The 26,038-nt window shown below is 43.8% G+C and carries 26 protein-coding genes and 1 pseudogene; 10 read left to right on the top strand and 17 right to left on the bottom strand.

The window, feature by feature from the left end; all coding sequences use genetic code 11:
- Positions 1–16: 16 nt before the first annotated feature.
- The 3 genes from ITG10_RS14280 to ITG10_RS14270 form a co-directional block, all read right to left on the bottom strand.
- Positions 17–397 carry a VOC family protein gene (locus ITG10_RS14280; RefSeq protein WP_017633293.1) on the bottom strand — a complete coding sequence of 127 codons (381 nt, stop codon included), beginning with the start codon at positions 395–397 and terminating at the stop codon, positions 17–19.
- 208 nt (positions 398–605) lie between these two features.
- The gene (locus ITG10_RS14275) at positions 606–1,913 is read right to left on the bottom strand and encodes an LssY C-terminal domain-containing protein (protein ID WP_017633294.1); all 1,308 of its coding nucleotides are present in this window, start codon (positions 1,911–1,913) and stop codon (positions 606–608) included.
- A 14-nt stretch (positions 1,914–1,927) separates the two neighbouring features.
- Positions 1,928–2,656, bottom strand: coding sequence for a glycosyltransferase (locus tag ITG10_RS14270; protein ID WP_017633295.1), 729 nt, complete (start codon positions 2,654–2,656; stop codon positions 1,928–1,930).
- A gap of 369 nt (positions 2,657–3,025) precedes the next feature.
- Between ITG10_RS14270 and rplY the strand changes: the two genes are divergently transcribed.
- On the top strand, positions 3,026–3,304 hold the full coding sequence (gene rplY / locus ITG10_RS14265) for a 50S ribosomal protein L25 (RefSeq protein WP_017633296.1): 279 nt from the start codon (positions 3,026–3,028) through the stop codon (positions 3,302–3,304).
- 570 nt (positions 3,305–3,874) lie between these two features.
- Here rplY and ITG10_RS14260 read toward each other — a convergent pair.
- The 3 genes and pseudogenes from ITG10_RS14260 to ITG10_RS14250 form a co-directional block, all read right to left on the bottom strand.
- A complete protein-coding gene (locus ITG10_RS14260; protein ID WP_026084491.1) occupies positions 3,875–4,402 on the bottom strand; it encodes a hypothetical protein in 528 nt (175 codons plus the stop codon).
- A 111-nt stretch (positions 4,403–4,513) separates the two neighbouring features.
- Positions 4,514–4,909, bottom strand: a pseudogene (locus tag ITG10_RS14255) (DUF3465 domain-containing protein).
- Positions 4,910–4,979: 70 nt separating this feature from the next.
- Entirely contained in the window at positions 4,980–5,231 is a 252-nt protein-coding gene (locus ITG10_RS14250) for a TIGR03643 family protein (RefSeq protein ID WP_017633299.1), read from the bottom strand.
- 389 nt (positions 5,232–5,620) lie between these two features.
- Here ITG10_RS14250 and ITG10_RS14245 point away from each other — a divergent pair, with 389 nt between their 5' ends.
- Together ITG10_RS14245 and ITG10_RS14240 are read left to right on the top strand one after the other, a co-directional pair.
- Positions 5,621–5,812, top strand: a complete 192-nt coding sequence (locus ITG10_RS14245) for a hypothetical protein (protein ID WP_017633300.1) — start codon at positions 5,621–5,623, stop codon at positions 5,810–5,812.
- 319 nt (positions 5,813–6,131) lie between these two features.
- Entirely contained in the window at positions 6,132–6,695 is a 564-nt protein-coding gene (locus ITG10_RS14240) for a hypothetical protein (protein ID WP_017633301.1), read from the top strand.
- A gap of 443 nt (positions 6,696–7,138) precedes the next feature.
- Here the strand turns inward: ITG10_RS14240 and ITG10_RS14235 are convergent, their stop codons facing one another.
- The 5 genes from ITG10_RS14235 to ITG10_RS14215 all read right to left on the bottom strand — a co-directional run bounded on the left by ITG10_RS14235 (position 7,139) and on the right by ITG10_RS14215 (position 13,248).
- Positions 7,139–7,642 (bottom strand): ABC-type transport auxiliary lipoprotein family protein, encoded by a 504-nt coding sequence (locus ITG10_RS14235; RefSeq protein ID WP_017633302.1) that lies wholly within the window; start codon positions 7,640–7,642, stop codon positions 7,139–7,141.
- Positions 7,642–9,267 (bottom strand): intermembrane transport protein PqiB, encoded by a 1,626-nt coding sequence (gene pqiB / locus ITG10_RS14230; RefSeq protein WP_017633303.1) that lies wholly within the window; start codon positions 9,265–9,267, stop codon positions 7,642–7,644. The genes ITG10_RS14235 and pqiB overlap by 1 nt, the downstream gene beginning before the upstream one ends.
- A 24-nt stretch (positions 9,268–9,291) precedes the next feature.
- A complete protein-coding gene (locus ITG10_RS14225; protein ID WP_128644453.1) occupies positions 9,292–10,539 on the bottom strand; it encodes a paraquat-inducible protein A in 1,248 nt (415 codons plus the stop codon).
- Between the two features lie 196 nt (positions 10,540–10,735).
- Entirely contained in the window at positions 10,736–12,100 is a 1,365-nt protein-coding gene (locus tag ITG10_RS14220; RefSeq protein WP_017633305.1) for a polysaccharide lyase family 7 protein, read from the bottom strand.
- Between the two features lie 275 nt (positions 12,101–12,375).
- The gene (locus ITG10_RS14215; RefSeq protein WP_026084493.1) at positions 12,376–13,248 is read right to left on the bottom strand and encodes a LysR family transcriptional regulator; all 873 of its coding nucleotides are present in this window, start codon (positions 13,246–13,248) and stop codon (positions 12,376–12,378) included.
- Between the two features lie 142 nt (positions 13,249–13,390).
- On the opposite strand from ITG10_RS14215, the gene ITG10_RS14210 reads away from it, so the two are divergent.
- From ITG10_RS14210 to ITG10_RS14195, 4 genes are all read left to right on the top strand, one after another.
- Positions 13,391–13,765: a nuclear transport factor 2 family protein gene (locus tag ITG10_RS14210; protein ID WP_017633307.1), complete on the top strand. Its 375-nt coding sequence runs from the start codon at positions 13,391–13,393 to the stop codon at positions 13,763–13,765.
- Between the two features lie 98 nt (positions 13,766–13,863).
- On the top strand, positions 13,864–14,160 hold the full coding sequence (locus tag ITG10_RS14205) for a transposase (protein WP_248386458.1): 297 nt from the start codon (positions 13,864–13,866) through the stop codon (positions 14,158–14,160).
- A 49-nt stretch (positions 14,161–14,209) separates the two neighbouring features.
- Positions 14,210–14,371, top strand: a complete 162-nt coding sequence (locus ITG10_RS14200; RefSeq protein ID WP_248386457.1) for a hypothetical protein — start codon at positions 14,210–14,212, stop codon at positions 14,369–14,371.
- Positions 14,372–14,530: 159 nt separating this feature from the next.
- Positions 14,531–15,208, top strand: coding sequence for an IS3 family transposase (locus ITG10_RS14195; RefSeq protein ID WP_348983570.1), 678 nt, complete (start codon positions 14,531–14,533; stop codon positions 15,206–15,208).
- A gap of 176 nt (positions 15,209–15,384) precedes the next feature.
- On the opposite strand, the gene proX is transcribed toward ITG10_RS14195, so the two are convergent.
- Genes proX through proV form a run of 3 tightly spaced genes read right to left on the bottom strand, consistent with a single transcriptional unit; the run spans position 15,385 to position 18,670 of the window.
- On the bottom strand, positions 15,385–16,392 hold the full coding sequence (gene proX / locus ITG10_RS14190; protein ID WP_017630082.1) for a glycine betaine/L-proline ABC transporter substrate-binding protein ProX: 1,008 nt from the start codon (positions 16,390–16,392) through the stop codon (positions 15,385–15,387).
- Entirely contained in the window at positions 16,385–17,479 is a 1,095-nt protein-coding gene (proW, locus tag ITG10_RS14185; RefSeq protein ID WP_017630081.1) for a glycine betaine/L-proline ABC transporter permease ProW, read from the bottom strand. The genes proX and proW overlap by 8 nt, the downstream gene beginning before the upstream one ends.
- A gap of 3 nt (positions 17,480–17,482) precedes the next feature.
- Complete coding sequence (gene proV, locus ITG10_RS14180; RefSeq protein WP_017630080.1) at positions 17,483–18,670, bottom strand: glycine betaine/L-proline ABC transporter ATP-binding protein ProV; 1,188 nt, start codon at positions 18,668–18,670, stop codon at positions 17,483–17,485.
- Between the two features lie 663 nt (positions 18,671–19,333).
- On the opposite strand from proV, the gene ITG10_RS14175 reads away from it, so the two are divergent.
- Positions 19,334–20,071, top strand: a complete 738-nt coding sequence (locus ITG10_RS14175) for an HAD-IIB family hydrolase (protein WP_017630079.1) — start codon at positions 19,334–19,336, stop codon at positions 20,069–20,071.
- Positions 20,072–20,120: 49 nt separating this feature from the next.
- On the opposite strand, the gene ITG10_RS14170 is transcribed toward ITG10_RS14175, so the two are convergent.
- The 3 genes from ITG10_RS14170 to ITG10_RS14160 form a co-directional block, all read right to left on the bottom strand.
- Positions 20,121–20,333, bottom strand: coding sequence for a TIGR02450 family Trp-rich protein (locus ITG10_RS14170; RefSeq protein WP_026084164.1), 213 nt, complete (start codon positions 20,331–20,333; stop codon positions 20,121–20,123).
- 143 nt (positions 20,334–20,476) lie between these two features.
- On the bottom strand, positions 20,477–22,924 hold the full coding sequence (locus ITG10_RS14165; RefSeq protein ID WP_017630077.1) for a molybdopterin guanine dinucleotide-containing S/N-oxide reductase: 2,448 nt from the start codon (positions 22,922–22,924) through the stop codon (positions 20,477–20,479).
- Positions 22,925–22,946: 22 nt separating this feature from the next.
- Positions 22,947–24,041, bottom strand: coding sequence for a NapC/NirT family cytochrome c (locus ITG10_RS14160; protein WP_248386455.1), 1,095 nt, complete (start codon positions 24,039–24,041; stop codon positions 22,947–22,949).
- A 306-nt stretch (positions 24,042–24,347) separates the two neighbouring features.
- On the opposite strand from ITG10_RS14160, the gene ITG10_RS14155 reads away from it, so the two are divergent.
- Both ITG10_RS14155 and ITG10_RS14150 read left to right on the top strand, forming a co-directional pair.
- Positions 24,348–24,623 (top strand): nitrogenase-stabilizing/protective protein NifW, encoded by a 276-nt coding sequence (locus ITG10_RS14155; RefSeq protein WP_017630075.1) that lies wholly within the window; start codon positions 24,348–24,350, stop codon positions 24,621–24,623.
- A gap of 138 nt (positions 24,624–24,761) precedes the next feature.
- Positions 24,762–25,886, top strand: a complete 1,125-nt coding sequence (locus ITG10_RS14150; RefSeq protein WP_017630074.1) for a M14-type cytosolic carboxypeptidase — start codon at positions 24,762–24,764, stop codon at positions 25,884–25,886.
- Positions 25,887–26,038: the final 152 nt, after the last annotated feature.

Below are 26,038 nucleotides of genomic sequence, written 5' to 3'. Positions count from 1 at the left end.
GCTCACTTCAGCATGATTAGCTCATCGAATGTAGCCCAATCATATTGCCTTCTGTATCGCTAACGACACTAATAAAACCATGCTCACCAATATCCATTTTTGGCACTTGTAACGTGCCGCCATTGGCCGCTGCCAAACTCGCTTCTGTCGCACAGTCTTCACAAGAGAAGTAAACCATGGTGCTGTTGCCTCCCGCTTTTACATTGGGCATCTTGCACAAAGCACCTGTGGCGCCATAACTCTCCATCTCGCAAGGGAACACCCACATCTCAACATCAATCTCTGTTTCATTATTCAACTTTTCTAGAGTCACTTTAAACACTGATTCGTAAAAAGTTTTTGCTCTCGACATATCATCAACATAAATTTCAAACCAACCAATCGGATTCATTTGCATAACGTTATCCTTAGCTTTTGCCGCTTACTCGCCCTTAATGAGCATAGTCAAAGTCGAGCAAGTTATTACCGAGGTATTGAGTAAGAGAGGCTGATATTTGGACAAAACTAGCAAGCAGACATTGCAAAGCCTTGTTTGATTTTGTTGATGTATAAGAAAAACCAGAGTACTACCAAGAAAGGCTTAGTGATTCGACTTATAGCTCACTCTAAATATCGTTGACCGCAACATCTAAAGTTTGCGAATTACCACTAACGGACGTTGCCCCAATCATTAATATCCGACCATCAGTGTAATAGTCATGGTCGTCATTGATCACTTCCACCGTTGCCAATGGATACTTGTCTAATTCGATGTCTGGAAGTGAAGTACGTATCTGATTGGCAAGCCTATCTCGCTCTTCATCAACATTAGGGTCAATGTTATGAAGTACGGTCACAATACCGGAGTATGGGGTCACTTTAAGACCATCATCATAGCTAATTGCACCTAACCACTGAGGCTGGTTCGTTTCAATATCGACACCAGCGCGCCACCAGCGAATATGGCTGCGTTTCATCAGGTTACCCGGTAATTGAAAAGCCATATCTTGCGGCTTGTCTCGCCAATATAAATCGGACACAGGCGGTGTTTTGTCTCTGAGCAATGCGAGGTAGCTAACCCATTCAATCTCATTTCGAGAGAAGGTTTGATTCTCTATCCAACCTAATTGCTTCATTAAGTCTCTTGGGGTTGCTCCAACATAAATGACGTTGATCGCTTGTGCTGAGTAGAACGAAGATTTGCCAGGGAACGCTTTATAGGTAACCGAGTTCCAATCTACTTCGTTTATTTGGGCCATCTCTGGTTGATTCTGAAAGTCGTCCGCTTTCCAGAAAAAATGAGCGTAGTTCGCAAACAATACCCACGCCAACAACAGCGCACTCGACTTAAGTACCAAGCGTCGCCACTTCATTCGATAACCAATAACGGTGAAGACCAATACCGCGAACACCCCGACGATCAAACTATTATGCTCAGAGATAAATATCTTAAGGCTATTAAGCCACGGAAAATTTTCAACGCCGTGCGCCAGTAACATACCCCAAGCAACAAACTGCCCTCCACCAAGAGCCAAGCCTATAAACGCCAACACACTGAAATTGCGCCACGGCACACGATGCGAGCCAGCTATAAACGGCACAACCCAAGCAATAGGCCCTAATAAGCGTGCAAAAAGAATGATGTATGTGCCTTTGCGAGCAACCAGATAGCGGCAGCGTGCGATTAATCTTTTGGTTTTAGGACGAAACTTAATGAGCCTTCGTTGCGCCTTAGCACCGTATTTATAACCAATTAAATAACTGAGTTGATCACCAAGCAAACCACCGAGCATCACCAAAACCAACGCCATCCATGCACCTGAATACAGTTGAAAACCTGCCGCGATAAAGAAGGGCTCTCCCGGTACAAATAGGTTTGGGCCAATGAGAGCATCACCCAATGCCCCCAAAAACAGCCCTAGTCCATCAAACATAACAACCTCAATGCTTACTGTTCTTTGTAGTGACCAAACTTGTAGTTCATTTCGTTGTTACGCATTTCGCCTTTAAAGAAGCGTCTTACATTGGCTTTAAGATAAGTAGAGCCTGTCTTCACAACACCATCTTGGTCTAAGCGACGTGGGTCAAAACCAAAAGTCATATTTAGGAATCTAAATCGCCATGTTTTGCTCGCACGTTTTACGTAGTCACAGTCTTCACACAGTACGATCTCTTCATCGAAACCACCGATCTCATCATGCGCTCGTTTCGTCGAAAAAATACATGCGCCAATCGCCGTCGGGAAAAAGAACTGGGTAGTAAACAACCCTGCATTAAATAGCCCGTAACCGAACTTGTGTACAAGCGGCAAACCTTTCGAGCTCATGTAGACACCCGCTACTTCAAGCTTGTTCTCTTCTAGCTCGTAAAGTGCTTTAGCGAGGAAGTTGCGAGGCAGGCTTACATCAGCATCCAAGAAAAGGATTCTGTTGTACTGTGCCAAAGCTGCGCCGATATTTCTACCAAGGCTTACGCCACGTTCTTGCATATGGTGGACGGTCAATTTTGGCAGCGCATTTTCATAGGCTTGCGCCACTTCTCTTGTGTTGTCTTCACTGTTCGAGTCGACAACAATCACTTCAAACTCTTGGTGGGTTTGCACGCTTAGTTCTTCCATTAAGCGGCTAATGCGTTTCTCTTCGTTTAGCGTAATTACGACAATGCTTACCGGTTCCATATTTTCACCTATTCATTCTGCTGTTTAATTAACACTAAGATTAACGAACTAAGCCTTAACCAAGTCTTAGGCAAACATTCATTTTCCGTTCATTAACTTGATGATTTTGCGGTGATATAAATAGATAAGACTGGCGATATAAAAGGGGTTAAAATACGCGAAACAAGCGTTAGCGAACGTTTTATCTCCAAACGAACCCATTATCGAAGGAAATTCACTTTGAGATGGGCTTCTGACTTGCTCATATTGGAATGTGATGTTAGTATCCGCGCTCGCTTAAGCATGAACTCGTTTGTGCCTAAGCATTACCACACACTCAAGGTCGCATTGAGGTGTGAAGTTAATTTTTACTAATTTGAGAGTAAAACTATGAAATTTGAAGCAGTAGTACGTACTGAACTAGGTAAAGGTGCGAGCCGCCGCCTACGTCACGCTGGTAAATTCCCAGCTGTAATCTACGGTGGCGAAGCTGAAGCTGTAGCTATCGAACTTGTTCACGCTGAAGTGATCAACCAAATGGATAAGCCTGAATTCTACGAAGCAATCACTCTAGTGGTTGACGGCGCAGAAGTTAAGGTTAAGCCACAAGACGTTCAACGTCACGCGTTCAAGCCAAAAGTTGAACATATGGACTTCATCCGCATCTAATTCCCTACCAAGGAATAAGATTGGATTAATCCAGCCTTCTGCATAGAAAAGATAATCGATCTTACCAGTCGAGAAATCTAGAAATTCGAAACCCCGATGCTACCAACATCGGGGTTTCACCGTTTTTGAGCCCTCAAAAACGTCGTAAATCTCGTGCAATACACTGAAAATAATCAACTTTTTCCTTCCCCACTTTACCCCAATATTGCTTGGGTGGACGAAAGGTGGACTTATACAGTAGTTTTCTCTCTCAGTTACCTTAGGCTGACTTTCTCTTACATTCAAATTTATAAATACCAAGAGTAATACGAGAGCAAAGAGCTGTTTGCCTTTAATGAATAATCATCCCAAATCCAAAATTTCTTTATGCCTAGGGCAATCTATAGATGCTGGACAGCCTAAACAGTTCGTAGATACATGTTCAACGCATTCTTTGATGATGCGTCTAACCTCTTCTTTTGAAGTTGCTGTTTCTAAAATAGGTTCAAACAATGCTGTCTACCTTAACTACTGTTTAATCGACAAAAGTAACTTGTAAGTTCTCTTTCACATGATATGTGCTGCCACCTTTTACTCCGTCCGAATTGACTTTGATCTGTTCAAAAACTTCTTCAGGTAAAGCAGCAAACAGTTTTTATGAAGGCCACTTAAATTAGTTTGAATAAAACTTGTTGAGTTCGGTTTCAATCCATCCAATTCTCTTGTTGAACATGCAATATAGTCTTCTAGCCCGAACGTAGTATAAACACGAACGTCTCCACCAAGACTATCGAAAATCTCTAAATAGCGGATTGAATGTGACGTGCTTTTTATGAAGACATTACCAACTTTCATCTTTCTATTTGGTTGTTCTAATATAAAAACATACATTGCCAACAACTTCGCACTCAGCTTTATAGCGACCCCGAGAACATGAATTGAGCGGGACTTCATTGATACCATGAGGTCTATAGCTTGAGTAGCTGCATTCATCCGTGCAACCGTCTGGGAGAAACTTGACTCGTTAACAACAGGTATCAAGTTTCTCTCCAGTTGCTTTCTCATGCGAACAAAAGGCATCTCAGCTAGAGTCACATTCGCAACTTTCGCATTGAGCATAACACCTTCTTGCTTGCCGTTAATAAGCTCGTCTGAGGGGGTTGGAGCCTGCTGGTTTCGAGTTTGAACATCAAAATTCCTTTTTCACGTTAAAACGAAACGAGTTGTCCCTTACTCGTATACTTTCCCATTATGCTTTAACCAACCATGAGCATGATGATTGCGAGGATCTTTGTGCGTCCAGTGCATTACGCCACCTTTCTTGTTCCATTCATATTCACCATAAAACTCAACTTGATCACCTTTCTTCAACCCCTTAATACGAGGAGCTCAATCAATATTATGTGCGACTAACAAGGTTTGTCCGCTGTCGAGTCGTAAGATAAATTTCTGATGTCGAGAACCTTTATTATCATCTGGTAATACTCTCGACACTGTACCCAAGCCACGCACTTGAACGTCACTTTGGTGATTTTCGTAAGCTTGCTTAAGCCTAGTGTCATTCGCTTGAACATGACCGATACCGAAGCTGAGCAATACCAAAAATAGAGCACAAAATTGTTTCATTCCCTTCATTTCTTTCATTTCTCATATCTGAGTGATGATTTGGGATACTTGTTTGCATCCCTTCCTTCCTTTAACGGTGCTTGTACTGAGTTGGACAGTAGCCTCTCGATACATCGGTACTACGCAATTTTAAATGCTTGGTTGTGCGCCCAGAAACACGAGAGCGCCATAACTTAAAACTACCAAGCTTAAGATGACTGCGCATAAAACGAATCACTTGCGATTCGTTTAAACCAAATTGCAATTCTATTGCTTCAAATGGCGTTCTATCTTCCCACGCCATTTCGATGATTCTTGATTCATTTTCTTTAGATAACTTCATTGCATACTCGTCCTTTTAAACGTTGGAAAAAGTACGCTCGCTTTAAATTTAAAGATCACAGGACAAATACTTTGAACTGAACGCGTTATAGCATTCAATAAAACAGCAAAGGGCATCATAAGCGACTCGCACCAGTTATCATGTTTTGTAACCACTTATTTCAATGAGATTTTTCTGACAACTTTCGTGTTCAAAGAATACTGAACAGTGGTCACATAACGCTCAACTTATCATAGATATCATAACCCCTTATCTCTTACCCATTCAGATTGTAAATTCCAAAATCATTCTATTAAACATATCAGCATAGCTTATTAATTAAGCAATTGATCTCATAATGTAGAATCTGTACGCTTACACTATGCACGCGGTTACCTAATGGAGACACAATGAACGAACTACTGACATGCGCCATGGAACAGAAACAACGAACAACGGTGACGAGTTTATTCGCAAGAAATGGATTTAAGATCGCAACGACTGACTTTGATGATGTGACTTTCGAACGTGAAAGTGTGTTGGTTAACGTTCGATTTGATTCTTCTTCAAATGTCGAATCGATTTCGGTTTTAACCAACTAAGTACTAACTTTAACTCCTAATATGGTGAACGCAGACCAATGTGTTCGCCATATTTGATGTGAACCTTACACACCCCTTCCATCACTTCGACTTAGCAACACACCCACCAAGAATTAATTGAGAAACCGGCACTTATCAACCTAACCAACCAGTACGATAAGCGTTGCTTATTACAAACATTCGAAATGCTACTTAACCATTGATTCAGTTCACGAATATTATGTTCTCAACCAAAGGAAAGGCACCGATGAGCAATCGTAAAAATTAAGCTTATCAACCTATTAGGATGCTTTTAATTAAAGTAGAGAGTAAATTCAGAATGAAAAAATCAGCTTTATTTGTCGCATTGGTTGCGGCATTACTTGCCGGGTGTAACAGTTCAGATAGTTCAAACACAACTGGTGGCACTGCGCCTCATAATCCAGGTGAACCAATTTTGCCACCAGGGGACGGTGATGGCTCAACAGGCGACCAAACAGACCCAGATGAAGATACTGACTTAAACCCAGCAAAAGATCCTTTGATCATTGAAGCTGCCCAACGCTGGGGTACTAGTTACGACGAGATGTACAATGCATGTCAACTTTGGGACTGTAACCTCTTACAAGTACAAGAAAGAATCACGTTTACTATAAAACGTGAAACACAATTATTAGAAGGTTCGGCTAAAGTAACTTTCACCCTCGCAAATAATAGCAATGACCTATGGCCTACTTACACATTTTACAGCGATTTGATTGAAGATGCTGATATCGACATCGAGGCTGTTTTATCAACTTTTAACCATGTAAAAGACAATAAAATAGAAAATGAGGGCTCTACATTGTTAGGTAGAAAGGCTCTGATTAATAGTTGGGTTACTCACCACCACGCGATTGTGTAGAGGTGTACTGTAACCAGTTAGAGACATCTTGGCTAGAAACAGGGACTTACTCCAGTGCAATGGCTGTATACCGCAAAAATGGAGATGTCATCAATACTCAACGAAGCTACCTTAGCCAAGAAGAGTTACGAGTACTCTACCCTGTATTTAATCCAACTTTCCCAAGCTCTTACTAATATCAATGCCCTGCATGAAACAGGGGCGTTGATATAATATCTCGCATTGGATAAAAGGAACTTCATTTGATTGCCTTTTATCCAATGCTCTTATCCAACCTCATGGCCACTCACATTATGTTAGTGTTCAAAAACATCACTTCCTCTAATGCTTCTAGAACTGAAACAGAATTTGCCATCAGAATAACATTCATCCCCAATAAACATGAGTAAGGCCCCCACCAGACCTTACTCACTTTACGCTTGGTTTTGGTTCCAGTTGATAACCTAAGGCAATTGCGCCTGTATATCTGTCAGCACCTGATCTAGGCCTTCACCCAAGGCTTCAACCAGCGCTTCATAACCTGCTTCTTTCAAGGGTACTTTTGATTCAAAATCGGCACGCGCGAGCTCTGAACCTTGATCGCTCAATACCCAAGTTCCTTTCACTTCTGCGTTTCCGGTATAAGAGCCGTTGAACTGCTCAAAGGTTATCGTCAACTCCCTTTCAGGCTCTCCCGATGTATCAGAAATATTGACCCGCTCTTCAAGCAAACCTTCAAGGTTCTCAGCCCAAACATGTTTACGTGCAGAAACCAGTTCATTTTCAGACTTGCGATACGCAATCCCTATGGTGTCGAGATAGTCGGGTAGTTCCACTTTCGTTTTGACCTTAAAGATCGGTTTATCTAGCGTACTTTCCGGCAAAAGATACGCGTTAGTACCATCAGTAGGCGTTGAACACCCTAAAAGCCCAAACAACGTGATAAGTGATATCAATAGCTTTCTCATTATTCCACTCCCTTAACTGGAATCGGGTCTTCTTCAACATCGCTACCAAATACCAGCGCATTCGGTTTGTCATTTAATACCTTAATCAATGGGCGAAGTTCTTTAAGTACATGTTCTAACTCTTCAGATGCACTGATCAATTGCTTGTAGGCATCGGAATCATCGTCGTAGCTTTCTAATGTCGCCTCAAGTTGCTTCATGGTTTCACTCAGATCTTGAGGTAACGCTTTTGCACCTTCACTATCCAGTAATTCATCCATACTCTTCAAAGTAGTGTCTAAAGAAGAGAGAGAGCTATTTAAGTTAGCTACCGTGGCATCTAAAGGCAGTTCATTAATCTTGGTTAGAAAATCAGTGATCTGCTTTTGTATCTCAGTTAATCCACCAGCCACCACTGGGAACACTGGGTAACCATCAAATTCTCTTGGTTCGTAAGGCTCTTCGTCTTCATAGAAATTAATATCGACAAACAATGCGCCCGTGAGCAAGTTACCTGTTTTCAATGTCGCTCTTAACCCTTCTCCCATCTGCAGTTTGACCCGCTCTGCAAAGGTTTTGGCATTCACGGCTCTAAAGACTTCAGATACTCGCTCAATTTCAAGCTTGATTAGGATTGGAATACGATTCGATACCTTTCCATCTTTGTCCATGCGAATCTGCAGCGGCACCGTATCCACCGTACCAATGCGTACACCACGATACTCTACAGGTGCGCCTTTCCTTAAACCGCGAACAGATTCTTCAAACAACAATACATAATCAATCGAAGTGGTGTATTTGCCCTGTAATACCGCATCGTAGTTATCATAAAGCGTGTACTCGTGTAGGTTTTCTTTGATTTGTGCTCCCGGCTTAATGCTCTCCGCGACATCAAAGCTCACACCACCTGTCAAGATGCTTTCAATTGATGCGAAGTTAACGTCTAAACCATTGGCACCAAATCTCACATCGATGCCAGAAGAGAGCCAAAACTGAGTCTTTTCGAAGATCAGCCCATCATAAGGCGCGAAGATAAACAGTTGGTATTTGCCCTCTTTCTTTTGGTAATCAAAACTCGTTTTTTCCACACGCCCCACAACAAAACCATGGTGCAACACGGGCTCACCGACATTAAGTTGATTCGCCTTATGATGTGACACCACAACACGAATACCTTTAGTATCTGGCCCCGCGACAGGTGGCGTGTCGAGCACATCAAACTTCAGCTGAGACTCACTCGATTTACCCGGCTTTAACTCAATATAAGAGCCCGAAAGAATAGTCTCTAGGCCACTGATACCATCGGTACCAACATGTGGCTCAACGACCCAGAATTGAGTGTCAGCATTAATCATGCGAGATGCTTTCTTGTCTATCTGTGCTTTCGCTATGATGTATTCATAGTCTTCGCTCAAAGCAACATCGGTAATGGTTCCCACATGGACATTCTTAGACTTAATCGCCGTTTTCCCGGCCTCTATACCCGAGGCATCCGGCAAGATAAGGGTTATCTCTGGCCCACGATTGTTGAAATATTGAAATAGCATCCAACACCCGACTAATACCGCAATAATCGGTACTATCCAGACTGGCGACAGCTCGCTTTTTTTCGATACTTTTGCATCTGAAGTATTTTGCTTTTCCATATGTCCCACACCTCTTTGGGGAGATTACTTCCATATAATTCGGGAGTCGAAAATCATCGCTGACAACATCGTAAAGATGACGACCGACGCAAACGACAGAGCCGCTGGGCCCGGATAAATAGCCATAACGCCATCTAATTGAACCAATGCCACTAAGATGGCGACAACGAAAATATCTATCATCGACCAACGGCCAATAAATTCAGTCACGCGGTACAGCTTTAAGTAACGATTCGCCCTTTGCGCTGTGAGCCCATGCACCCTTTTGGCATTCCAGTACAAATAAGCCAGAGCGACCATCTTCGCCATTGGGATAAATACACTCGCAATAAGAATGATAAGTGCCACAGGGTATGAACCCATATTCCAAAGTAAGATAACCCCTTCCATGATGGTTGAGCCCTCGCTACTTCCAAAAGCCGAGGTATACATCATCGGGTACAGGTTGGCGGGGATATAAAACACCACCGAAGTAAACAACAGCGCCCACGCTATCTGCAGGTTTTTGATTGGTTCAAAGCGATGTAAGTGCGTGTGGCAGCGCGAGCAATGATGCGTGCTCTCACTGTAGCTGTGTACTTGTCCGCAAATGTGACAGGCTAGATGCTGCTTATTTTGAAAGATGCTTCCTACCATTTGATCTTGTGAGGTTTTCGTTGGTACTAAGCGATCCCATAGCCAATCAAAGTCCACCAAAGAAATCGTCTTCACCACCAGCATGGCGTAAATACAAAACGCCCAGAACGACAGGCCCATGGAGACATCAGCCAAAGACGCTATCTTAATCAAGCTCACCAACACACCAATTAAGAACACATCGACCATCAACCATGGCTTTGCCCAACTTAATGACTTCAAAGCCAAAAACGTAAAGCGATTGGATGCGTAATGAACGTGTTTATTTCGGTCAACAAGCAGATAGAACCAGAGAGACAAAACTAAAAAGTACGCAGGTAAAAGAATGACGGCTAAAAAAAGTAAGATTGCGATCAGGCTGTTGTCCATTCGATTCATCATATCGACAGCTTGATACAAGGTAATTTGTTGGCTAATTCCTTGAACGCTGAACGACATATAAGGGAAGGTGAGGCTCATTATCAACGTAATAAGACTCGCGACCGCATAAGCCATCACACCCTGCTCTTTGTGATGCCCGACACTCGACAAGGTATGAGAACATCTTGGACAAGACGCTTCGCTGCCCGCAGACAACTCTTCAAACTGACTAACCAGCCCGCATTCGTGACATGACTTGGTAAAGCGTTCAGGCAAAGACGTCCCCTTTGATGTTAATAAGCAACTAGACACTCTAGGTAAATATAAGTAAGGGTTGGATTTTTTGCCAATCTGCACCCTATGAAAGGAACGCGATATATTAGAAATGAGAGGTGGAAAGATTAAAAGGAGATGACCGAATGGTCACCTCCATGTCAAATATTCACAAGTTTCGTTACTGGCTGAACAAAGCCTAGTTGTGATTATTATCTAACTGGTAGAAAGTCACTTGCGCATAATCGCTGTCAGCACTTGAGTTATCTTGCAAGTAGATACCTGCTTTAAAGTACATGTAGTTATCAGCATCGTCATAACCGCTGTTACTCATATTCACTTCTTTTGCCGCTAGCTCTGAACCATTCTGGCTAATCGTGGTGATCAACTTGTCACCTTCGACAACAATGGAGTACGAGAAGGTTTCATCTAGCGCAATGCCATCACTCGGGTTGCTGGTGTTATTCAAGTCACCGTCAGAAGTGACCATGTTACCTAACAAGTTATGCCAAGTTTCATCGCCGCCAGTCGACTTAGAGGTTTCATGAGCAAAGTAGATCGCGCCTTTGTCATTACCTGGCAATTTATGGTAGTAAAGGCGAATCGGTTCGTTTTTCTCAGCGTGGATCTGACCAATTACGATTCGACCAACTTGCTCTGTGTTTGAGGTCGTAGTCGTCACATGGTTGATGGCCAACGTCGCATTCAACGTGCCGTCAATGCCACCAAAATCAGCCTGTTCACTCGATGGAATAGACGAAAATGCCCAGTTGTTGTCTTTACCTGAGGTAGAGTAAGAAGTGTCACCACGACGCAGCATTTCTCGCAGTTCAGTACGCACATACTTAGTTCCACTCGATGTGGTCACGCCTTCAACAGGTGTATAGAACACCAAGCCACCATCACTGCCTGTATAGAAGAACTGATCTTCATAACCAGCATCTAGCGCGTTCTCTTTAATAGAAGTTGCGTAACCATCTCCTTCATCAACAGGGATGCTGACATACCAATCCAGTAAGTCGAAGTTGCCTGATGGCGGTAGGTTTGGATCAAGGCCGTAGTCAGGGCTGTCATTACCTCTGATTTCGACTTCAGTAATGTTTGTCCAAACACTTTGAGCGCTGTTTTCAAATACTTTGATACGAATCCAGCGAGCTTGAACATCTGTTACGTCATAGTTTTCAAAACCTGATGTGCTGCCACTGCTGTATCCATAGTAAACCTTATCCCAGTTACTTGAGCTTTCATCTGCTAATGCTCTGATCTCGAACTTATAAGTTTGTTCTTCTCCTTTACCCCAAGCTATCGCGACGTCTTGAACATTTTGCACAGAACCTAGGTCTAGCACTAAATTAACAGGGGCATTTTGAGCCGCCCAACGCGATGACCAGTCGGTGCTACCATCAATCGCATTTGATGCTGGATAAGAGTTATGAGCTCCACCCCAGTCTGATGCTGATTGAATATTCAATGTTTCAGCCGATGCTCCACAAGAAGCCATCGCCAAAATAATTGAGCACGACAGTGGTTTGCAAAACTTAAAGTTGCAAGGGTTAAAAATCATACAAGTCTCCATGATATATTTCACGTATATTGTTTATTCCATAGTTTGTAGGGTGTTACCGCAGTAACGGAAACCACTATAGGACAATATTTGTACGACAAGTTGAACAAACATCACGATAATGAATTATTATATTACAAATAAATAACTATGTGACATGTACCATTCTTATACCAAACACATCATCTAATAAGGCGTCTATATAACTCGAAGTTTTTACGCTTTGTTGTTAGCCCCTTTTTGTTACTCTCACACAGCACGACAACGTCCGACGATCAGCTTTTGACGAAATCCTGTTTCAGCTTCTCTTCTAATGCTTTAACGCAAAGTTGGATGGAGATCGGCGTGTTGGAAGCGAATGGGTTCAACGCATAAACAGTGTTGGTCGGCAGTTGAAAACTAGGCATGATGTCGACCACCTCACCAGATAGCTGGTGAAGGTAGAAGTCTGGGATCACACCAATGCCAACGCCTGATTTGATTAAGGCAAGACAACTATGAAATGAATTAGTGGTACAACTGGCTTGTTGTTGGTAGACGAAGTCTTGTTCACCTTGAGAGCTAAAATGATGAGTCACCTGTTTTCCTTGCCAAGAGTTGGCAATATAAGGAATAGAATCAAGTTCGCGTTCGCGCATGCTTTCTACGCCGCACAACACGTCTTTAAACTCGCCTAACCGTTTCTGCTTAAGATTGCTGTCACGCGAACTGCCTACTCGTACCGCGAGATCAATATCGTGCTCCATGAAATCCAAGTGCTGATCATCACTGATCAGTTCCGGCTTTAGTTTCGGGTACTGCTTCATTAGGTCGGTAATCACAGGCGCTACCAACAAGTCCATCAGTGCATTCGGAGCCGTGATTCGAATCCGACCTTGCGGTTCTTCCAGTTCGGCTTTCGCCATATCCCACGCTGATTCGGCGATCACGTTGATGTCTTTGCAACTCAGGTAGAAGCGCTCACCCATACTGGTAAGGGATTGTCTTCGTGTTGTACGTTTGAGGAGTGAAGCGCCAAGCTCTTGTTCCAGAATTTTGAGGTGCTGACTAACGACAGATTTTGACAACTCTAGTTTTTCAGCCGCAGCCGATACTGAGCCCTGCTCTACGATATGAGCGAAAATCGACATCTGCTTTAGCTTACTCATTTTATTGTTCTCTTTTTGCATACAGTATTTTCTATTATCTCTGTTTTTCAATTCAATTTCCAAGACTAAACTGAATCCAACTTATCGAGATACCTAATCAAAGAAGCAATGTTTGAGAGAAGACTGCTATGGAGAGAAAACAATGTTAAACAACCAAGTATTAGAAGCATGTAAGCAAGGCATTAACGCATGGCAAAAAGCATTCAACAGCCAAGATGCAAAAGGTTGTGCAGACCAATACACTGAGGCTTGTGTCATGGAAGCTCGCCCATTCGGCACGTTTGAAGGCCGTGAAGCGATTCAAGCATTTTGGCAAAACATCATTGACCAAGGCTTCAAAGACGTTGATTACACTGATGTTAAGTGGGAAGAGCACCCTGAGGGTGGTTACATTCTTACCGCTAGCTGGACAATGAACAAAGCGTTTGGTGTCGTGCACCGTGAACACTGGGCATTAGAAGCGGATGGCTGTGCTCGCCTAGTAAGCGATGACTTTGAAGTTCAAGGCGAACGCTAGAAGCTAAACCGCAACATAAAGCATAAAAACAGAAAACAAAAAGCCAGCAAATTGAACTGACCCCCAATAGTTGGACACCAATTATTGGGGGTCTTTTTATGTCCAAATATAGCCGAGAGCTAAAATGTATCATTGCTAAGCAATACTTAGATGGCACGTCATCTCTCTACTTAGCCAAACAATATTCAATTTCGTCAAGACAGGTTCGGTATTGGGCTCAAATGTTTGCCATCCACGGCACTGCTTCATTTTTACCAACTAAGCATGCTGCTACTGCTCAGACAAAACGAAAAGCATTGAATTTAATGTGGACGAATGAATGGTCTCTCACGCACACTAGCGCAGTATTAAACCTCATCCCCTGGGATACTCTCTGTCTGGCTCAAACGATTTAATGAGCTCGGTATCAAGGGGCTCAAAATGCGCCAGAAAGGAAGACCCTCAATGAAACAGCAACCTCAACGTACCACTAAGCCTGATAATGAAATGACACTTGAGGAGCTAAAAGAGGAGTTGGTCTACTTACGAACCGAGAATGCCGTTCTAAAAAAAGTTGGAAGAGTTGGAGCAGGAAAAAACCGTCGAACAAAGAAAAAGCGGTCATAGCTCTAACTCTTAAAGGCCAGTACCCGTTGAAGCACTTACTGCACACTCTACAGCTGGCAAAAGTGTCTTTTATTATCAGGCTCAAACAAGCAATCGCCCAAATAGCTACGAACGTGAGCTGCAGTTGATAAAGTCAATTTATCATGAACATAAGGGCCGATACGGCTACCGCCGTATTCACTTGGAATTAAAAATCAGGGGTTCGTGCTCAATCACAAAACGGTTCAAAGGCTTATGGCTCAGCTCAACCTTAAATCGACGGTCAGGATTAAAAAGTATCGTTCATACCGAGGTGAGTCTGGAACAACTGCTCCTAACGTGCTTGAAAGAGATTTTAGTGCGACTCAACCCGATGAAAAATGGGTAACTGATGTCACGGAGTTCAAAGTCAAAGAGCAGAAAGTATACTTGTCTCCCGTTGTCGACTTGTTTACTCAGGAAGTGGTTGCTTATAGAGTGGCCAAAAATGCTTGTTTGCCGCTTGTCACGGATATGCTGACGGAGGCTATATCTACGCTTAAACCCAACTCAAAGCCAATTATACACAGCGATCAAGGTTGGCAATATCGTCATCGACACTATCAGAAAAAGGTAGCGGAGAGTGGGTTAACGCAAAGCATGTCGAGAAAAGGTAACTGCTTGGATAATGCTGTTGCTGAAAACTTTTTTGCTTTACTCAAAACAGAGATGTATCACAACCAAAGCTTTGAAGATGCAGATGCTCTGATAGAGCAAATTAAAGAATACATCGAGTACTACAATACCAAACGTATAAAAGTGAAACTAAAAGGCCTGACTCCGATGGAATATCGAACTCAGGCCTTGAAAGCCGCTTAACAGAAATGTCCAACTTTACGGGGTCACTTCAAATCCAAATAGGACTGCTGGCTTTTTTAATCATCATTCTTGCCGTCTTTTCACTTCATTTGAATGTAATTCAGTGACTCTACACAATCACTAAACACGCTCATGGTTTCCAGTTGAGGTGATAATCGAGCTGAACAAGTACCAATCTATAGTGCTGCTTTCTTCGCTTCTGCAATCCAAGCATCAAACGTATTTTGGTTCGCTTTAATCCAACCGTTTACGTGCGCTTCGATATCAGCCGAGCTGTTCTTACCTTTACTCATCATCATGTTCTGAGCACTTACATCGTTGATGTTCAGTTTGATGATTTCGAAAAGCTTAGCGGCTGATGGGTTGTTCTTCGCAAACTCTTTGTTCGCGATGATACGCATTGAGTTCATTTGGAAGCCGTAGTTTTTACCGTTAGATAAAGTAGTATCAACATCCGAACGCTCGCCAGGAAGTGAAGAGAATGGCACTTCTAGCCATACTACGTCTTCGTTAGGAACCAATACACCACTTACCCAGTACGGTGTCCACGTGTAGTAAAGGATTGATTCACCCTTTTGGTAACGTGAAATCGTGTCTGCAATGATAGCCGCATAGTTACCTTGGTTGTGAGTTACTGTATCGTCCAGTTTGAATGCTGACAGTTGATGTTCAATTACCATCTCACAACCCCAACCAGGGTTACAGCCTGTTAGGTCTGCTTTGCCATCACCATCTGCATCAAACAGTTTCGCAATTTTTGGATCAGTTAACTGACCAATATTAGTGATGTTGTACTTTTCTGCCGTTTTCTTATCAATCAGGTAACCTTGCGCTGCACCACTTACATATTGGCCTTCGCGGTAGAATTTGTCATCGCCACCCGCCATTGTGTATTTGTCTGCGTGAAGCGGGAACCAACCTACCGTTAGGAATGTTGCGTCACCTTTTGCAATTGAGGTGTAGCCTACGTTGTAGTCCACTTCTTGCGTTGATTTCACATCGTAGCCAAGTTCTTCTAGAGCACGATTAACAATCAACGTTTGGAATGTTTCTTCTGCTACAGACGATTGAACAGGCTGAACTGATACACCTTCACCCGGTAGGCTTGCTGCCCACACGTTCGTTGATACTGCCAGTGTAGAAACGATACTCACTGCAAGTTTGCTCTTCCATGAATTATTCATTGGTGTTTTTCCTTAATTGAAGTTCTGATTTGTTACCGCGATTTAAAGCATTAAGTACAAGGGAAACAGGTCCCATGCGGTACCAGCGTAATTTTGTATTGCCCGCATTCACACCCAACACTTGGGTAATGCGATCCAATAAGATGGCGAGAATAACGATGCCAAGACCACCGACTGCGGCCAGCCCCATATCTAAGCGGCCGATACCTCTCAATACCATTTGACCTAGACCACCTACCGCAATCATTGATGCGATAACCACCATAGATAGAGACAGCATCAGTGTTTGGTTTACGCCCGCCATGATGGTTGGCAATGCTAATGGCAGTTGAATTCGGTAAAGCATCTGCTTTTTGCTCGCGCCAAATGAGTGACCAGCTTCGATCAACTCTTCCGGTACTTGCTGAATACCCAAAATGGTTAAACGTACCACTGGCGGCAGTGCGAATATGATGGTCACAACAACACCCGGTACGTTACCGATACCAAACAACATTACGATGGGTACTAGATAAACGAAGGCTGGCGTAGTTTGCATGGCATCCAGAATTGGACGAACGAATTTAGCCGCCGTGTTACTGCGGGCGAGCCATATCCCCATGGGTAAACCAATCAACAGGCAGAAGAAGACCGATGTCATCACCAACGAAAGCGTGGTCATGGCTTCGGACCAAGCGCCAATTAGACCAATGAACGTCAAGGATACTACGGTAGCAACACCAAGCTTCAGGTTTGAAAACTGCCATGCAACTAAAAATAAGATGATCAGCATGAATGGTGCTGGTGTAGAAACCAGTGCTGTTTCAAATGAACTTAGGATGAAATCGATAGGCACACGTATCGCCTGAAACAATGGGCGTCCATGTTCAACCAACCAATTCAGACCAGACTCAACCCAAGTATCCACTGGTAGTACGGCTTCAGCGAAAGGGTTCAGTGGGTCAAAAGGCGTCACCTCAACGGTTTCGCTGCTTAACCAATCCGCAGATGGTGTGGTCTCAGTTGTTTGACCCCAAGGATCACTTGCTGGCTGAGTAGAGGGAGCTGCTTGCGACCATGGGTCATTATTTGTTTGTTCCGACGACATGATCTATCCCTTATCTAATGTTTGTAGCAATCGTGACTTAGTCACAACGCCAAAGTAATTACCTTGCTCGTCCACAACAGGAACGGAATAAGGCACACCGCCAACAAGGCCAAGCACATCATTGATTGGTAAATCTGGATTCAGAGTTAAGCCATCACTTAGCTGAGCGCTAACCAATGATTTGTTCTCTTTGTGGGCTTTGCGAAGGGAATCGATAGAAACGATACCTGAGTAGTGACTGCTCTTCTCAACAACGATGCCGTATTCACGGTCGTTATCCATCAAGATTTGCAAAGCGGAGGCCGGACCATCGTGCTCAGATTTCTTAAATACTGCTGCAGGTTTCTTGCGTGCGATGTCTTTCACTGTAAGAACACTTGCTACATTCACACCACGGAAGAAGGCTTCAACATAGTCGTTCGCAGGGCTATTCAAGATTTCATCCGGAGTACCTACCTGAACCACTTCACCATTTTGCATAATCGCGATTCGGTCACCGATACGCATCGCTTCATCCAAATCATGCGAGATGAAAACAATCGTTCGTTTATCGTCATTTTGAAGTCGGATTAACTCGTCTTGCATTTCGGTACGAATCAGTGGATCGAGTGCAGAGAACGCTTCGTCCATTAACAGAATGTCTGGGTCACATGCTAAAGCGCGAGCCAAACCAACACGCTGCTTCATACCACCAGACAGTTCATCTGGGTAAGACTCTGAATACGCGCCAAGGCCGACTCGTTCTAACGCGGCCAGTGCTGACTCTTTTCGTTTATCAACATCGACACCCGTAAGCTCAAGCCCAAACGCTGCGTTTTCGATCACAGTCATGTGGGGCATCAATGCGAAATTTTGGAAAACCATGGAGATGTTGTTGCGGCGAACTTCGCGGAGTTCATCTTCTGAGATGTGGGCAATATCTTTGCCTCGTAGAAGCACATTGCCTTTGGTAGGTTCAATCAAGCGGTTAAGAAGGCGTACTAGGGTTGATTTGCCAGATCCTGACAGTCCCATTATTACGAAAATCTCGCCTTCTTGAATACTAAGAGAAACATCGTTAACGCCGATCGTTAGACCTGTTTCTTCGAAAACTTTGTCTTTGTCCGCACCTTGATTAATCATCGTAAAAGCACGGTCGGTGTCTTCACCAAACACCTTGTACAGTCCCTTAACTTCCAGTATGGGATCCATGTAATCTAATCCTTTCTTAGTTATTTAAACTTAAAAACGGTTATTTAAACTTAAAAATGACTTATTTAAACTCAAAAAACGATTAGCACTCTAAGTAATTAACCAGTGTAAATCAAGGGGTCTCGTACTGCAAATTACCTACAAAACCACCAATCCCCTAGAAAAAACAATGATTAAAAATAAAACAACAAACACCCAAGACACTGAAAAACAAAGACATTAAAACAACCAAGCCGCTTGCAATATTATGTATTACTTACTGATAGATTATTGAATATTTATTTTACATTTGTTCAATTAATACGCTAGACAGACCAAGAATAGCACCAAATGGTTCGTGTACAAATAATTCGAATACAAACTATTTATTAAGATTTAATGACGTTTTAGATGCAAGCACTCAGCCTGTTGTAAGGGTCTGATCCCCCACTCGTACTTAACCTAAAAAACAAAGGGAAATCGGCTAAGACCAACGAGACAAAATTGAGTTTTTCAACCCAGAATTTCAAAACATCACACCAACTGTGATACTTGCTGCAAACTGTTCAATATCGATTATCTAAGCCACAAGACAACTTGTAGAGTGCTCACTGCTGAGCCATTCTTTATAAAAGAAATAGACATTTCCCCGCGATGAATGAGAGAAAAAGACAAGGAATTCGAATGATAAAAATGCTGGTGTGTGATTTTGACGGGACGCTGGATGGAGGATCTTCTCATGGCGTTAATCAGTTATTTGACTACCTAACCGAACAACCTGATATCCGTTTTATCATTGCGACAGGAAGAACTCTGCCGTCAATTCGAGTTGGATTGGCGTCTGATAACTACCCGAAACCACACAGCATTATCAGCGATGTTGGCACTAGAATTCATCACGATCATTCCCAAAAACCCGATCATGTTTGGCACAACCAATTAGAAGCATCTTGGAACAAATCCAAGGTCGAGACAGCACTCGCACCACTCGACTTTATGGGCGAACGCTTTGAGAATCATCAAGGTGATTACAAGATTACTTTTGAAGGGAAGCTGTCTGAACCTCAACATGAGTTGATCGAATCAAGTTTGGAGTCGCACGGATTGGATGTGCATCTCACTTACTCCCACGACTGGTATCTAGACATCACACCAAAGGGCGTCAATAAGGCTACCGCGATTCATCACCTGCTCAAGCAGCATGATTTGAGCGTAGAAGAGGTGTGTGTGGCTGGCGACTCTGCGAACGACACATCCATGCTAACGATAGAGGGTGTAAATTCGATATTAGTCGCTAATCATTACCCTGAAGTGGCTCACCTGTCCGACAGAGACAATGTGTACACCAGCACCGCAACACACGCTGAGGGTGTGTTAGAGGGGCTCAAATACTGGCAAAGGCGAGCGTCGAATATCCGATAAACGCCAGTTCGCCATTAACACCAGATTCGAATCAAACAGGCTTCCAGCTTTACTTCCAGCCTGGAAGCCAGTTTTGATTATCGGTAAGCTCTCGCCAATTGATGTCTTCTTCTCGTTTGGTCATGACCGCCTCTATCATGCAGCGCACGACCTCCCCTTCATCAAATTCGACTTCTGTGACCATAAAGTGCTTTTCTTTCTTCACAGGGCTAACGGCTGTCCATTTGCTACGAAATAACTTCTTTGGGTTGATCCGATTCATGGGATTCTCTCTTGCTTCGATGTCGTTGATTATTATGAGTTGTCTACTCGACACACAGTAATAGTCTTTCCATGGCAAAAAAGATCATAAAAAAAGCCAGCGGTTAGGCTGGCTTCGTTCAATTTGCTATTTCTCGTTAAAGATTAGCCATTCTTAGGTGGATCAAATGCCGTCAGTTCTAATACTGGGCCTGTGTATTTTTCAATTTTCACAAGCGCAGAGTTCGCTGCACAACCATTTGCCAGACGAGAGGTCGGAATATCCAACGTAAGTACGTTACAGCCACCGTTTTTACATAGGCCTGTATCTTTATCTAAATCTGGCCAACCGCCTTCATGGATACATACAGAACCTTGTTTGATGCCATCAGTCACTAATGCACCAACCAATACTTGGCCACGACCATTGTGTGCACGAACCAAGTCACCCGTTTTAATGCCACGCGCTTTTGCGTCTTCAGGGTGGATTGAAATCGGCTCGCGGTCTGCGATCGCGTACTCTTCACGAATCTTCGCGTAGTTGAACTGGCTATGTAGACGGTGCGCTGCGTGCGCTGTCATCAATTGCAGTTCGCCATCTTTAGCATTACCTGTGTACTCTGTTGGCTCTAACCAAGTAGGGTGCGCTGGACAATCGTCTAGTTGGTAACCTTCAATCGTTCTTGAGAAAATCTCGAACTTACCACTCGGTGTACCTAGTGGGTTCATGATTGGATTCTCACGGAAATCAGCGTAACGAACAAACTGTGCGTTCTTCTCGTTCCACTTCATCTCAATCAGTTGGTTATCATCCCAGAACTTGCTGAAGTTAGGCATTACGATGCGCTGACCACGACCACCTTGCTGTGCTGTTTTGTAGAAACCGTACAGCCATTCCATTTCGGTCTTGCCTTCGGTGTACACATCACGACCACCCGGAGCAAGCAACTCAGACAAGTCCGCAAACACATCGAAGTCATTACGCGCCTCACCTTGAGGCTCAACCACTTTCTTCATTGGCACTAGGTGTTGGTTACTGTAGTCACCTGTCATCGTCATATCATTACGTTCAAACGATGTAGTAATTGGCAACACAATATCCGCGTGTTTAGCTGCTGCTGTCCAGTAAGGTTCTGAGATAACAATCAGCTCTGGCTTTTGCCACGCTTTGATCAAGCGGTTGGTATCTTGGTGGTGAGTAAAGTTCGCACCGCCTGCCCACCAAATCATTTTGATCTCAGGGAACGTTAGGTTGTGGCCATTGTGATGGTAGCTTGAACCCGGATTTTCTAGCGCTTCAACAATACGCGCGACAGGGAATGCATTCACAGATCCTGAAACTGCCCAGTCGTTACCCGCCGAAGAACCGCCGCCAAGCGACGCTGAAATCGCAGGAAGTACACCTGCATCACGAGCAGGGTTACCACCGTTTGAGTAGTGGTAAGAAAGACCGAAACCACCACCAGGCAAGCCAACTTGACCTAGCATTGTCGCTAGCGTAACCAACATCCAGTGACGTTGCTCACCGTATTGTTGACGCTGCATACCCCAGCCAGACATCAGCATAGTACGGTTCTTACTGAAGATATCCGCAAGTAGCTCAAGCTGCTTCACGGGCACACCACAGATCTCAGACGCCCACTCAGCAGATTTTTCGACGCCGTCTTCTTTACCCATTAGGTAAGCTTCGAATACGTCATAACCTGTTGTGTATTTGCCCAAGAATTCTTTGTCGTGCTTACCCTGCTTCACTAATGTGTGCGCAATACCCATCATCATGGCTACGTCAGTCATTGGGTGTGGAGCAATCCACTCAGCGTTGTCGCCAAAGAACTCGATAGTTTCAGAACGCATTGGATCAATCGCGATCACTGTCTTGCCCGATTTCTTCAACTGGTGGAAGAATTCAAGACCTGCACAGTCCGTTGAGCTCCAAGCGATCTTCAAGGTGTTGATTGGGTTTAAACCCCAAAGTACCACCACATCACTGTGCTCAAGAATGACTGGGTAAGTCGTTTGTTGTTCATACACTTCAATCGAACCCACCACGTGCGGCATGATGACCTGTGCAGCACCTGTTGAGTAATCACCTAAGTGACCAGAGTAACCACCAGCCATGCTCATGTAACGTTGTAGAAGTGTTTGCGCTTTATGTAAAACACCACTTGAACGCCAACCGTAAGAGCCTGCGAATACAGACTCTGCACCGTGCTCTTTACGAATACGTGAGTGTTGTTGATGAATCAGTTTGTACACTTCATCCCAAGAGATGCGAACAAACTCATCGCTACCGCGTACACCTTCAGGTGCCGATGGGTTAGCCAAGTAGCCTTTACGAACCATAGGGTATTTAACACGCGCTTTGGTGTGTACTTGGTCAGGGCCTGTAATTTGTAGGCTGTTTGGAACGGTTTGTGCCAATGCATTCGTGGTCGACACTAACTTGCCATCTTTCACTTCACACAGCATTGGTCCCATACGGCCTGATGTTAGAACACCAGAACCACGCTTGTCAGAAGCCATTGCGCTCATCGGCGTCAAGGAAGTGAATGCCAACGCACCAGCAGTGATACCTGTGCCTTTCATAAATCCACGACGGGTCATATTAGTCATAATTTTATCCTTCTAATTCTCTTTAGTGACCAACAACGTCTTTCGCGTGGTTTTGGAAGTACTTAGTCAGCAGCTCAAGGTTTTGCTCAGAAATGTCGGTACGGTCGCCCATACTTTTCGCAACAGGTCCCCAAGCATTCACAGTGAAGTGGTTTGAAGGAATCTTCGCGTGACACGTTGCACAGTAAACATTGTCCAACTCTTCTGCGTAAGACCAGATTGGGTCTAGGCTATCGACAACTGGGTCAGTAATGTCACCCGTTAACGCAACAGAACGCCACTCGTTACCGTAAGCATCGGCTTCGTATTCACCAGTAGTCAGTGCTTCTTGACCTTTGTCTGTCAGTGTCGCAACGATTGCACGTTGACCTTCACCGAAGTAAAGCACTTGCTCTGCGCCTTTCATTTGGAAGGCATTCAGAGTCACAGTACGGTTGTCGCCTTCAGCTTTAACGACTTCAAGTTCGGCCGTTGGGTTTACGCTACCGAACTCGCCCATTGCGATATCGGTTACTGGATAAACCACTTTCGCATCTGATGGCGTGTTTTTGGTAAAGGCAATCAGGGTATCGAAGGCTTTGCTGTCTAGCTGAGCTTCAGGAGCAAAGTGCGCGACGCCTTTGTGGCAGTCGATACACGTTTGGTTGTTCTCTTTACCGTAAGCGTGCATTTTCGCCGCATCACGAGATTGCTCGAACTCTTCCATTGCATCGAATTCGTGACAAGAGCGACATGTCGCTGAATCATTTTCACGGAATTGAGCCCATACTGTTTCGGCCATCTCTTCACGGTGTGCTTCGTATTTTTCAGGCGTGTCGATCTTACCTGAGATGAATTCGTGATAGATGTCTTTAGACGCTCTTACTTTGGTGATCACGTAGTCAATCGGATCTGTTGGGATATGGCAATCGGCACACTCAGCTCTAATGCCTTTTGCGTTACTGAAGTGAACCGAACCTTGGTATTCTTTATAGGGTGTTTCCATCGTGTGGCAAGAAACACAAAACTCAGTGCTCGATGTATAGTGCATAACGGCTGCAGTTCCCCCTAAAGTTAACCAGCCAATGCCTATACCAACCGCCGCTATTAGTGCGATATAACGTTTTTTTATTGTCATAATTTTTAATCATCTTCAACAATTGGTTACAATTGCGATCAGAATAGTACTTTAGGGGTAGGCCTGTTTGATTTGGATCATAAATCGCAATCTGAGGAACAAAAAATGAACCTTTCTGAGAGCTTAATGTCACTTTGAAAAATTAGCGCCCTAACAACCGAATCACCACGCAAATACAAGGCGCGTGTTAGATTTCAATAACTGATTAATGGAACAATAAAGACATTAAACTCGCTCCCAAATCAAAGAAGTAAATTGTAAATCTAATACAATGTCGGCTAACTCCTTTCATAAACTCTTCACTCCATGAACCAGACAGAATTCCAACAAAAAATAGCGAGTTTCACCTCCATCGAACAAGCGCTTGATTACTTTGAGATTGGGTTTGATAGCAAGTTCATCGAGCAAAACAGAATCGAGCTTGTGAAACGCTTTAATGGTTATCTGATTCTTGAGAAACCTGATGATTGGTTTTCTGGACGAAGAGCGCTAAAAAACGCTTATTGCAAGGTGCAACGTAGCAAGTTAGATCGCCACACACGTTCTGCCTGTCGTGGGTGTACCACTTGCCAGCGTCGATAGTGGGAAAGTGGGTTGTTCAAAAATAGACAACGAAAAAGTAGATAGTTGAAATAACATCTCATTACGATTTAGTTAGTGGTTTGCTCGAAAAAAAGTGTGCTAGTCTTACGACAACTCAACTACGAGATAAAAACTACAATGAAAATTTTCAGCAATTTCGAAAGCGGCAACATTCACGTCGTTTCAGCAGATTCACCACAAAACATTCAACTGACTATCCCAGCAGACAACCAGACTGAAATCTCTCAGTGGTTCCACTTCCGTTTAGAAAGCGATGCTCAACAAGCTCACCACTTCGAAATCGGCCAATTGGCAACATCTGCATACCCTGAAGGCTGGAAAGATTACGATGTGGTTGCATCGTACGACCGCGAAGAGTGGTTCCGTATTCCATCTCAGTTCGATGGTGACACACTAAGCTTCGATATCATTCCGGAGCACTATTCAATGTACTTCGCGTACTTCGCACCGTACTCATACGATCGTCACCAAGATCTTCTGCACAGCGCGCAAACGCACCCAGCTTGTAAGCTTGAAACTCTGGGCCACACGCTAGACAACAATGACATCACTTTGCTAACCATTGGTGAGCCAAGTGAAGAAAAGAAAAACATTTGGGTAATTGGTCGCCAACATCCTGGCGAGACTATGGCTGAATGGTTAATCGAAGGCCTGTTGCAACGCTTGCTTGATGAAACGGACACCGTAGGTCGTTCACTGTTAGACAGTGTTGTTTTCCGCGTGGTTCCTAACATGAACCCAGATGGCAGTATCCGCGGTCACCTTCGTACTAATGCGATTGGCGTTAACCTGAACCGTGAATGGCAATCGCCTTCTATGGAACGTAGCCCAGAAGTGTTCCTTGTTCGCGAACGCATGCTAGAAACGGGCGTTGATCTGTGTCTAGATATTCACGGCGACGAAGCGATTCCGTATAACTTTGTAGCAGGTAGCGAAGGCACGCCTTCATACAACGAGCGCATTGCTAAACTAGAGAATCACTTCAAGCAAGCACTACTGACTATCACGCCAGAGTTCCAAGATGAGTTTGGTTACGATAAAGACGAACCGGGCAAAGCGAATATGACGGTTGGCACAAACTGGATTGGTGAGCAGTTCAAGTGTTTAGCTTACACAGTCGAGATGCCATTTAAAGATCACATCAGCCACGCTGACGAACTGTACGGTTGGTCTCCAGAGCGCAGCGTTGCATTTGGTCACGACATGCTAGCCGCAGTTTGGGCAACAGTAGACGAGCTATAAAACGAACCATAAGACGAACTTAGCTCCTTAGTTTGTTCATATAGTTAGTTTGCTTACATATATAACAAAGCCCAGCACTTGAGAAAGTGCTGGGCTTTGTTATATCGGCTTAAATGAGAGAATCGAGCTTTAAGATATCTAACTTAATAGCT

It is taken from the genome of Vibrio sp. ED004 (assembly GCF_023206395.1).
Classification (GTDB): domain Bacteria; phylum Pseudomonadota; class Gammaproteobacteria; order Enterobacterales; family Vibrionaceae; genus Vibrio.
The sequence above is the reverse complement of the archived record's forward strand: the minus strand, read 5'-3'. Positions and strand labels throughout refer to the sequence as shown.

Coding starts and splice junctions, on each gene's coding strand:
- ITG10_RS14280 (WP_017633293.1), bottom strand. CDS start 397: ATGCAAATGAATCCGATTGGTTGGTTTGAAATTTATGTTGATGATATG.
- ITG10_RS14275 (WP_017633294.1), bottom strand. CDS start 1,913: ATGTTTGATGGACTAGGGCTGTTTTTGGGGGCATTGGGTGATGCTCTC.
- ITG10_RS14270 (WP_017633295.1), bottom strand. CDS start 2,656: ATGGAACCGGTAAGCATTGTCGTAATTACGCTAAACGAAGAGAAACGC.
- rplY (WP_017633296.1), top strand. CDS start 3,026: ATGAAATTTGAAGCAGTAGTACGTACTGAACTAGGTAAAGGTGCGAGC.
- ITG10_RS14260 (WP_026084491.1), bottom strand. CDS start 4,402: ATGCTCAATGCGAAAGTTGCGAATGTGACTCTAGCTGAGATGCCTTTT.
- ITG10_RS14250 (WP_017633299.1), bottom strand. CDS start 5,231: ATGAAGTTATCTAAAGAAAATGAATCAAGAATCATCGAAATGGCGTGG.
- ITG10_RS14245 (WP_017633300.1), top strand. CDS start 5,621: ATGAACGAACTACTGACATGCGCCATGGAACAGAAACAACGAACAACG.
- ITG10_RS14240 (WP_017633301.1), top strand. CDS start 6,132: ATGAAAAAATCAGCTTTATTTGTCGCATTGGTTGCGGCATTACTTGCC.
- ITG10_RS14235 (WP_017633302.1), bottom strand. CDS start 7,642: ATGAGAAAGCTATTGATATCACTTATCACGTTGTTTGGGCTTTTAGGG.
- pqiB (WP_017633303.1), bottom strand. CDS start 9,267: ATGGAAAAGCAAAATACTTCAGATGCAAAAGTATCGAAAAAAAGCGAG.
- ITG10_RS14220 (WP_017633305.1), bottom strand. CDS start 12,100: ATGATTTTTAACCCTTGCAACTTTAAGTTTTGCAAACCACTGTCGTGC.
- ITG10_RS14215 (WP_026084493.1), bottom strand. CDS start 13,248: ATGAGTAAGCTAAAGCAGATGTCGATTTTCGCTCATATCGTAGAGCAG.
- ITG10_RS14210 (WP_017633307.1), top strand. CDS start 13,391: ATGTTAAACAACCAAGTATTAGAAGCATGTAAGCAAGGCATTAACGCA.
- ITG10_RS14205 (WP_248386458.1), top strand. CDS start 13,864: ATGTCCAAATATAGCCGAGAGCTAAAATGTATCATTGCTAAGCAATAC.
- ITG10_RS14200 (WP_248386457.1), top strand. CDS start 14,210: ATGAAACAGCAACCTCAACGTACCACTAAGCCTGATAATGAAATGACA.
- proX (WP_017630082.1), bottom strand. CDS start 16,392: ATGAATAATTCATGGAAGAGCAAACTTGCAGTGAGTATCGTTTCTACA.
- proW (WP_017630081.1), bottom strand. CDS start 17,479: ATGTCGTCGGAACAAACAAATAATGACCCATGGTCGCAAGCAGCTCCC.
- proV (WP_017630080.1), bottom strand. CDS start 18,670: ATGGATCCCATACTGGAAGTTAAGGGACTGTACAAGGTGTTTGGTGAA.
- ITG10_RS14175 (WP_017630079.1), top strand. CDS start 19,334: ATGATAAAAATGCTGGTGTGTGATTTTGACGGGACGCTGGATGGAGGA.
- ITG10_RS14170 (WP_026084164.1), bottom strand. CDS start 20,333: ATGAATCGGATCAACCCAAAGAAGTTATTTCGTAGCAAATGGACAGCC.
- ITG10_RS14165 (WP_017630077.1), bottom strand. CDS start 22,924: ATGACTAATATGACCCGTCGTGGATTTATGAAAGGCACAGGTATCACT.
- ITG10_RS14160 (WP_248386455.1), bottom strand. CDS start 24,041: ATGACAATAAAAAAACGTTATATCGCACTAATAGCGGCGGTTGGTATA.
- ITG10_RS14155 (WP_017630075.1), top strand. CDS start 24,348: ATGAACCAGACAGAATTCCAACAAAAAATAGCGAGTTTCACCTCCATC.
- ITG10_RS14150 (WP_017630074.1), top strand. CDS start 24,762: ATGAAAATTTTCAGCAATTTCGAAAGCGGCAACATTCACGTCGTTTCA.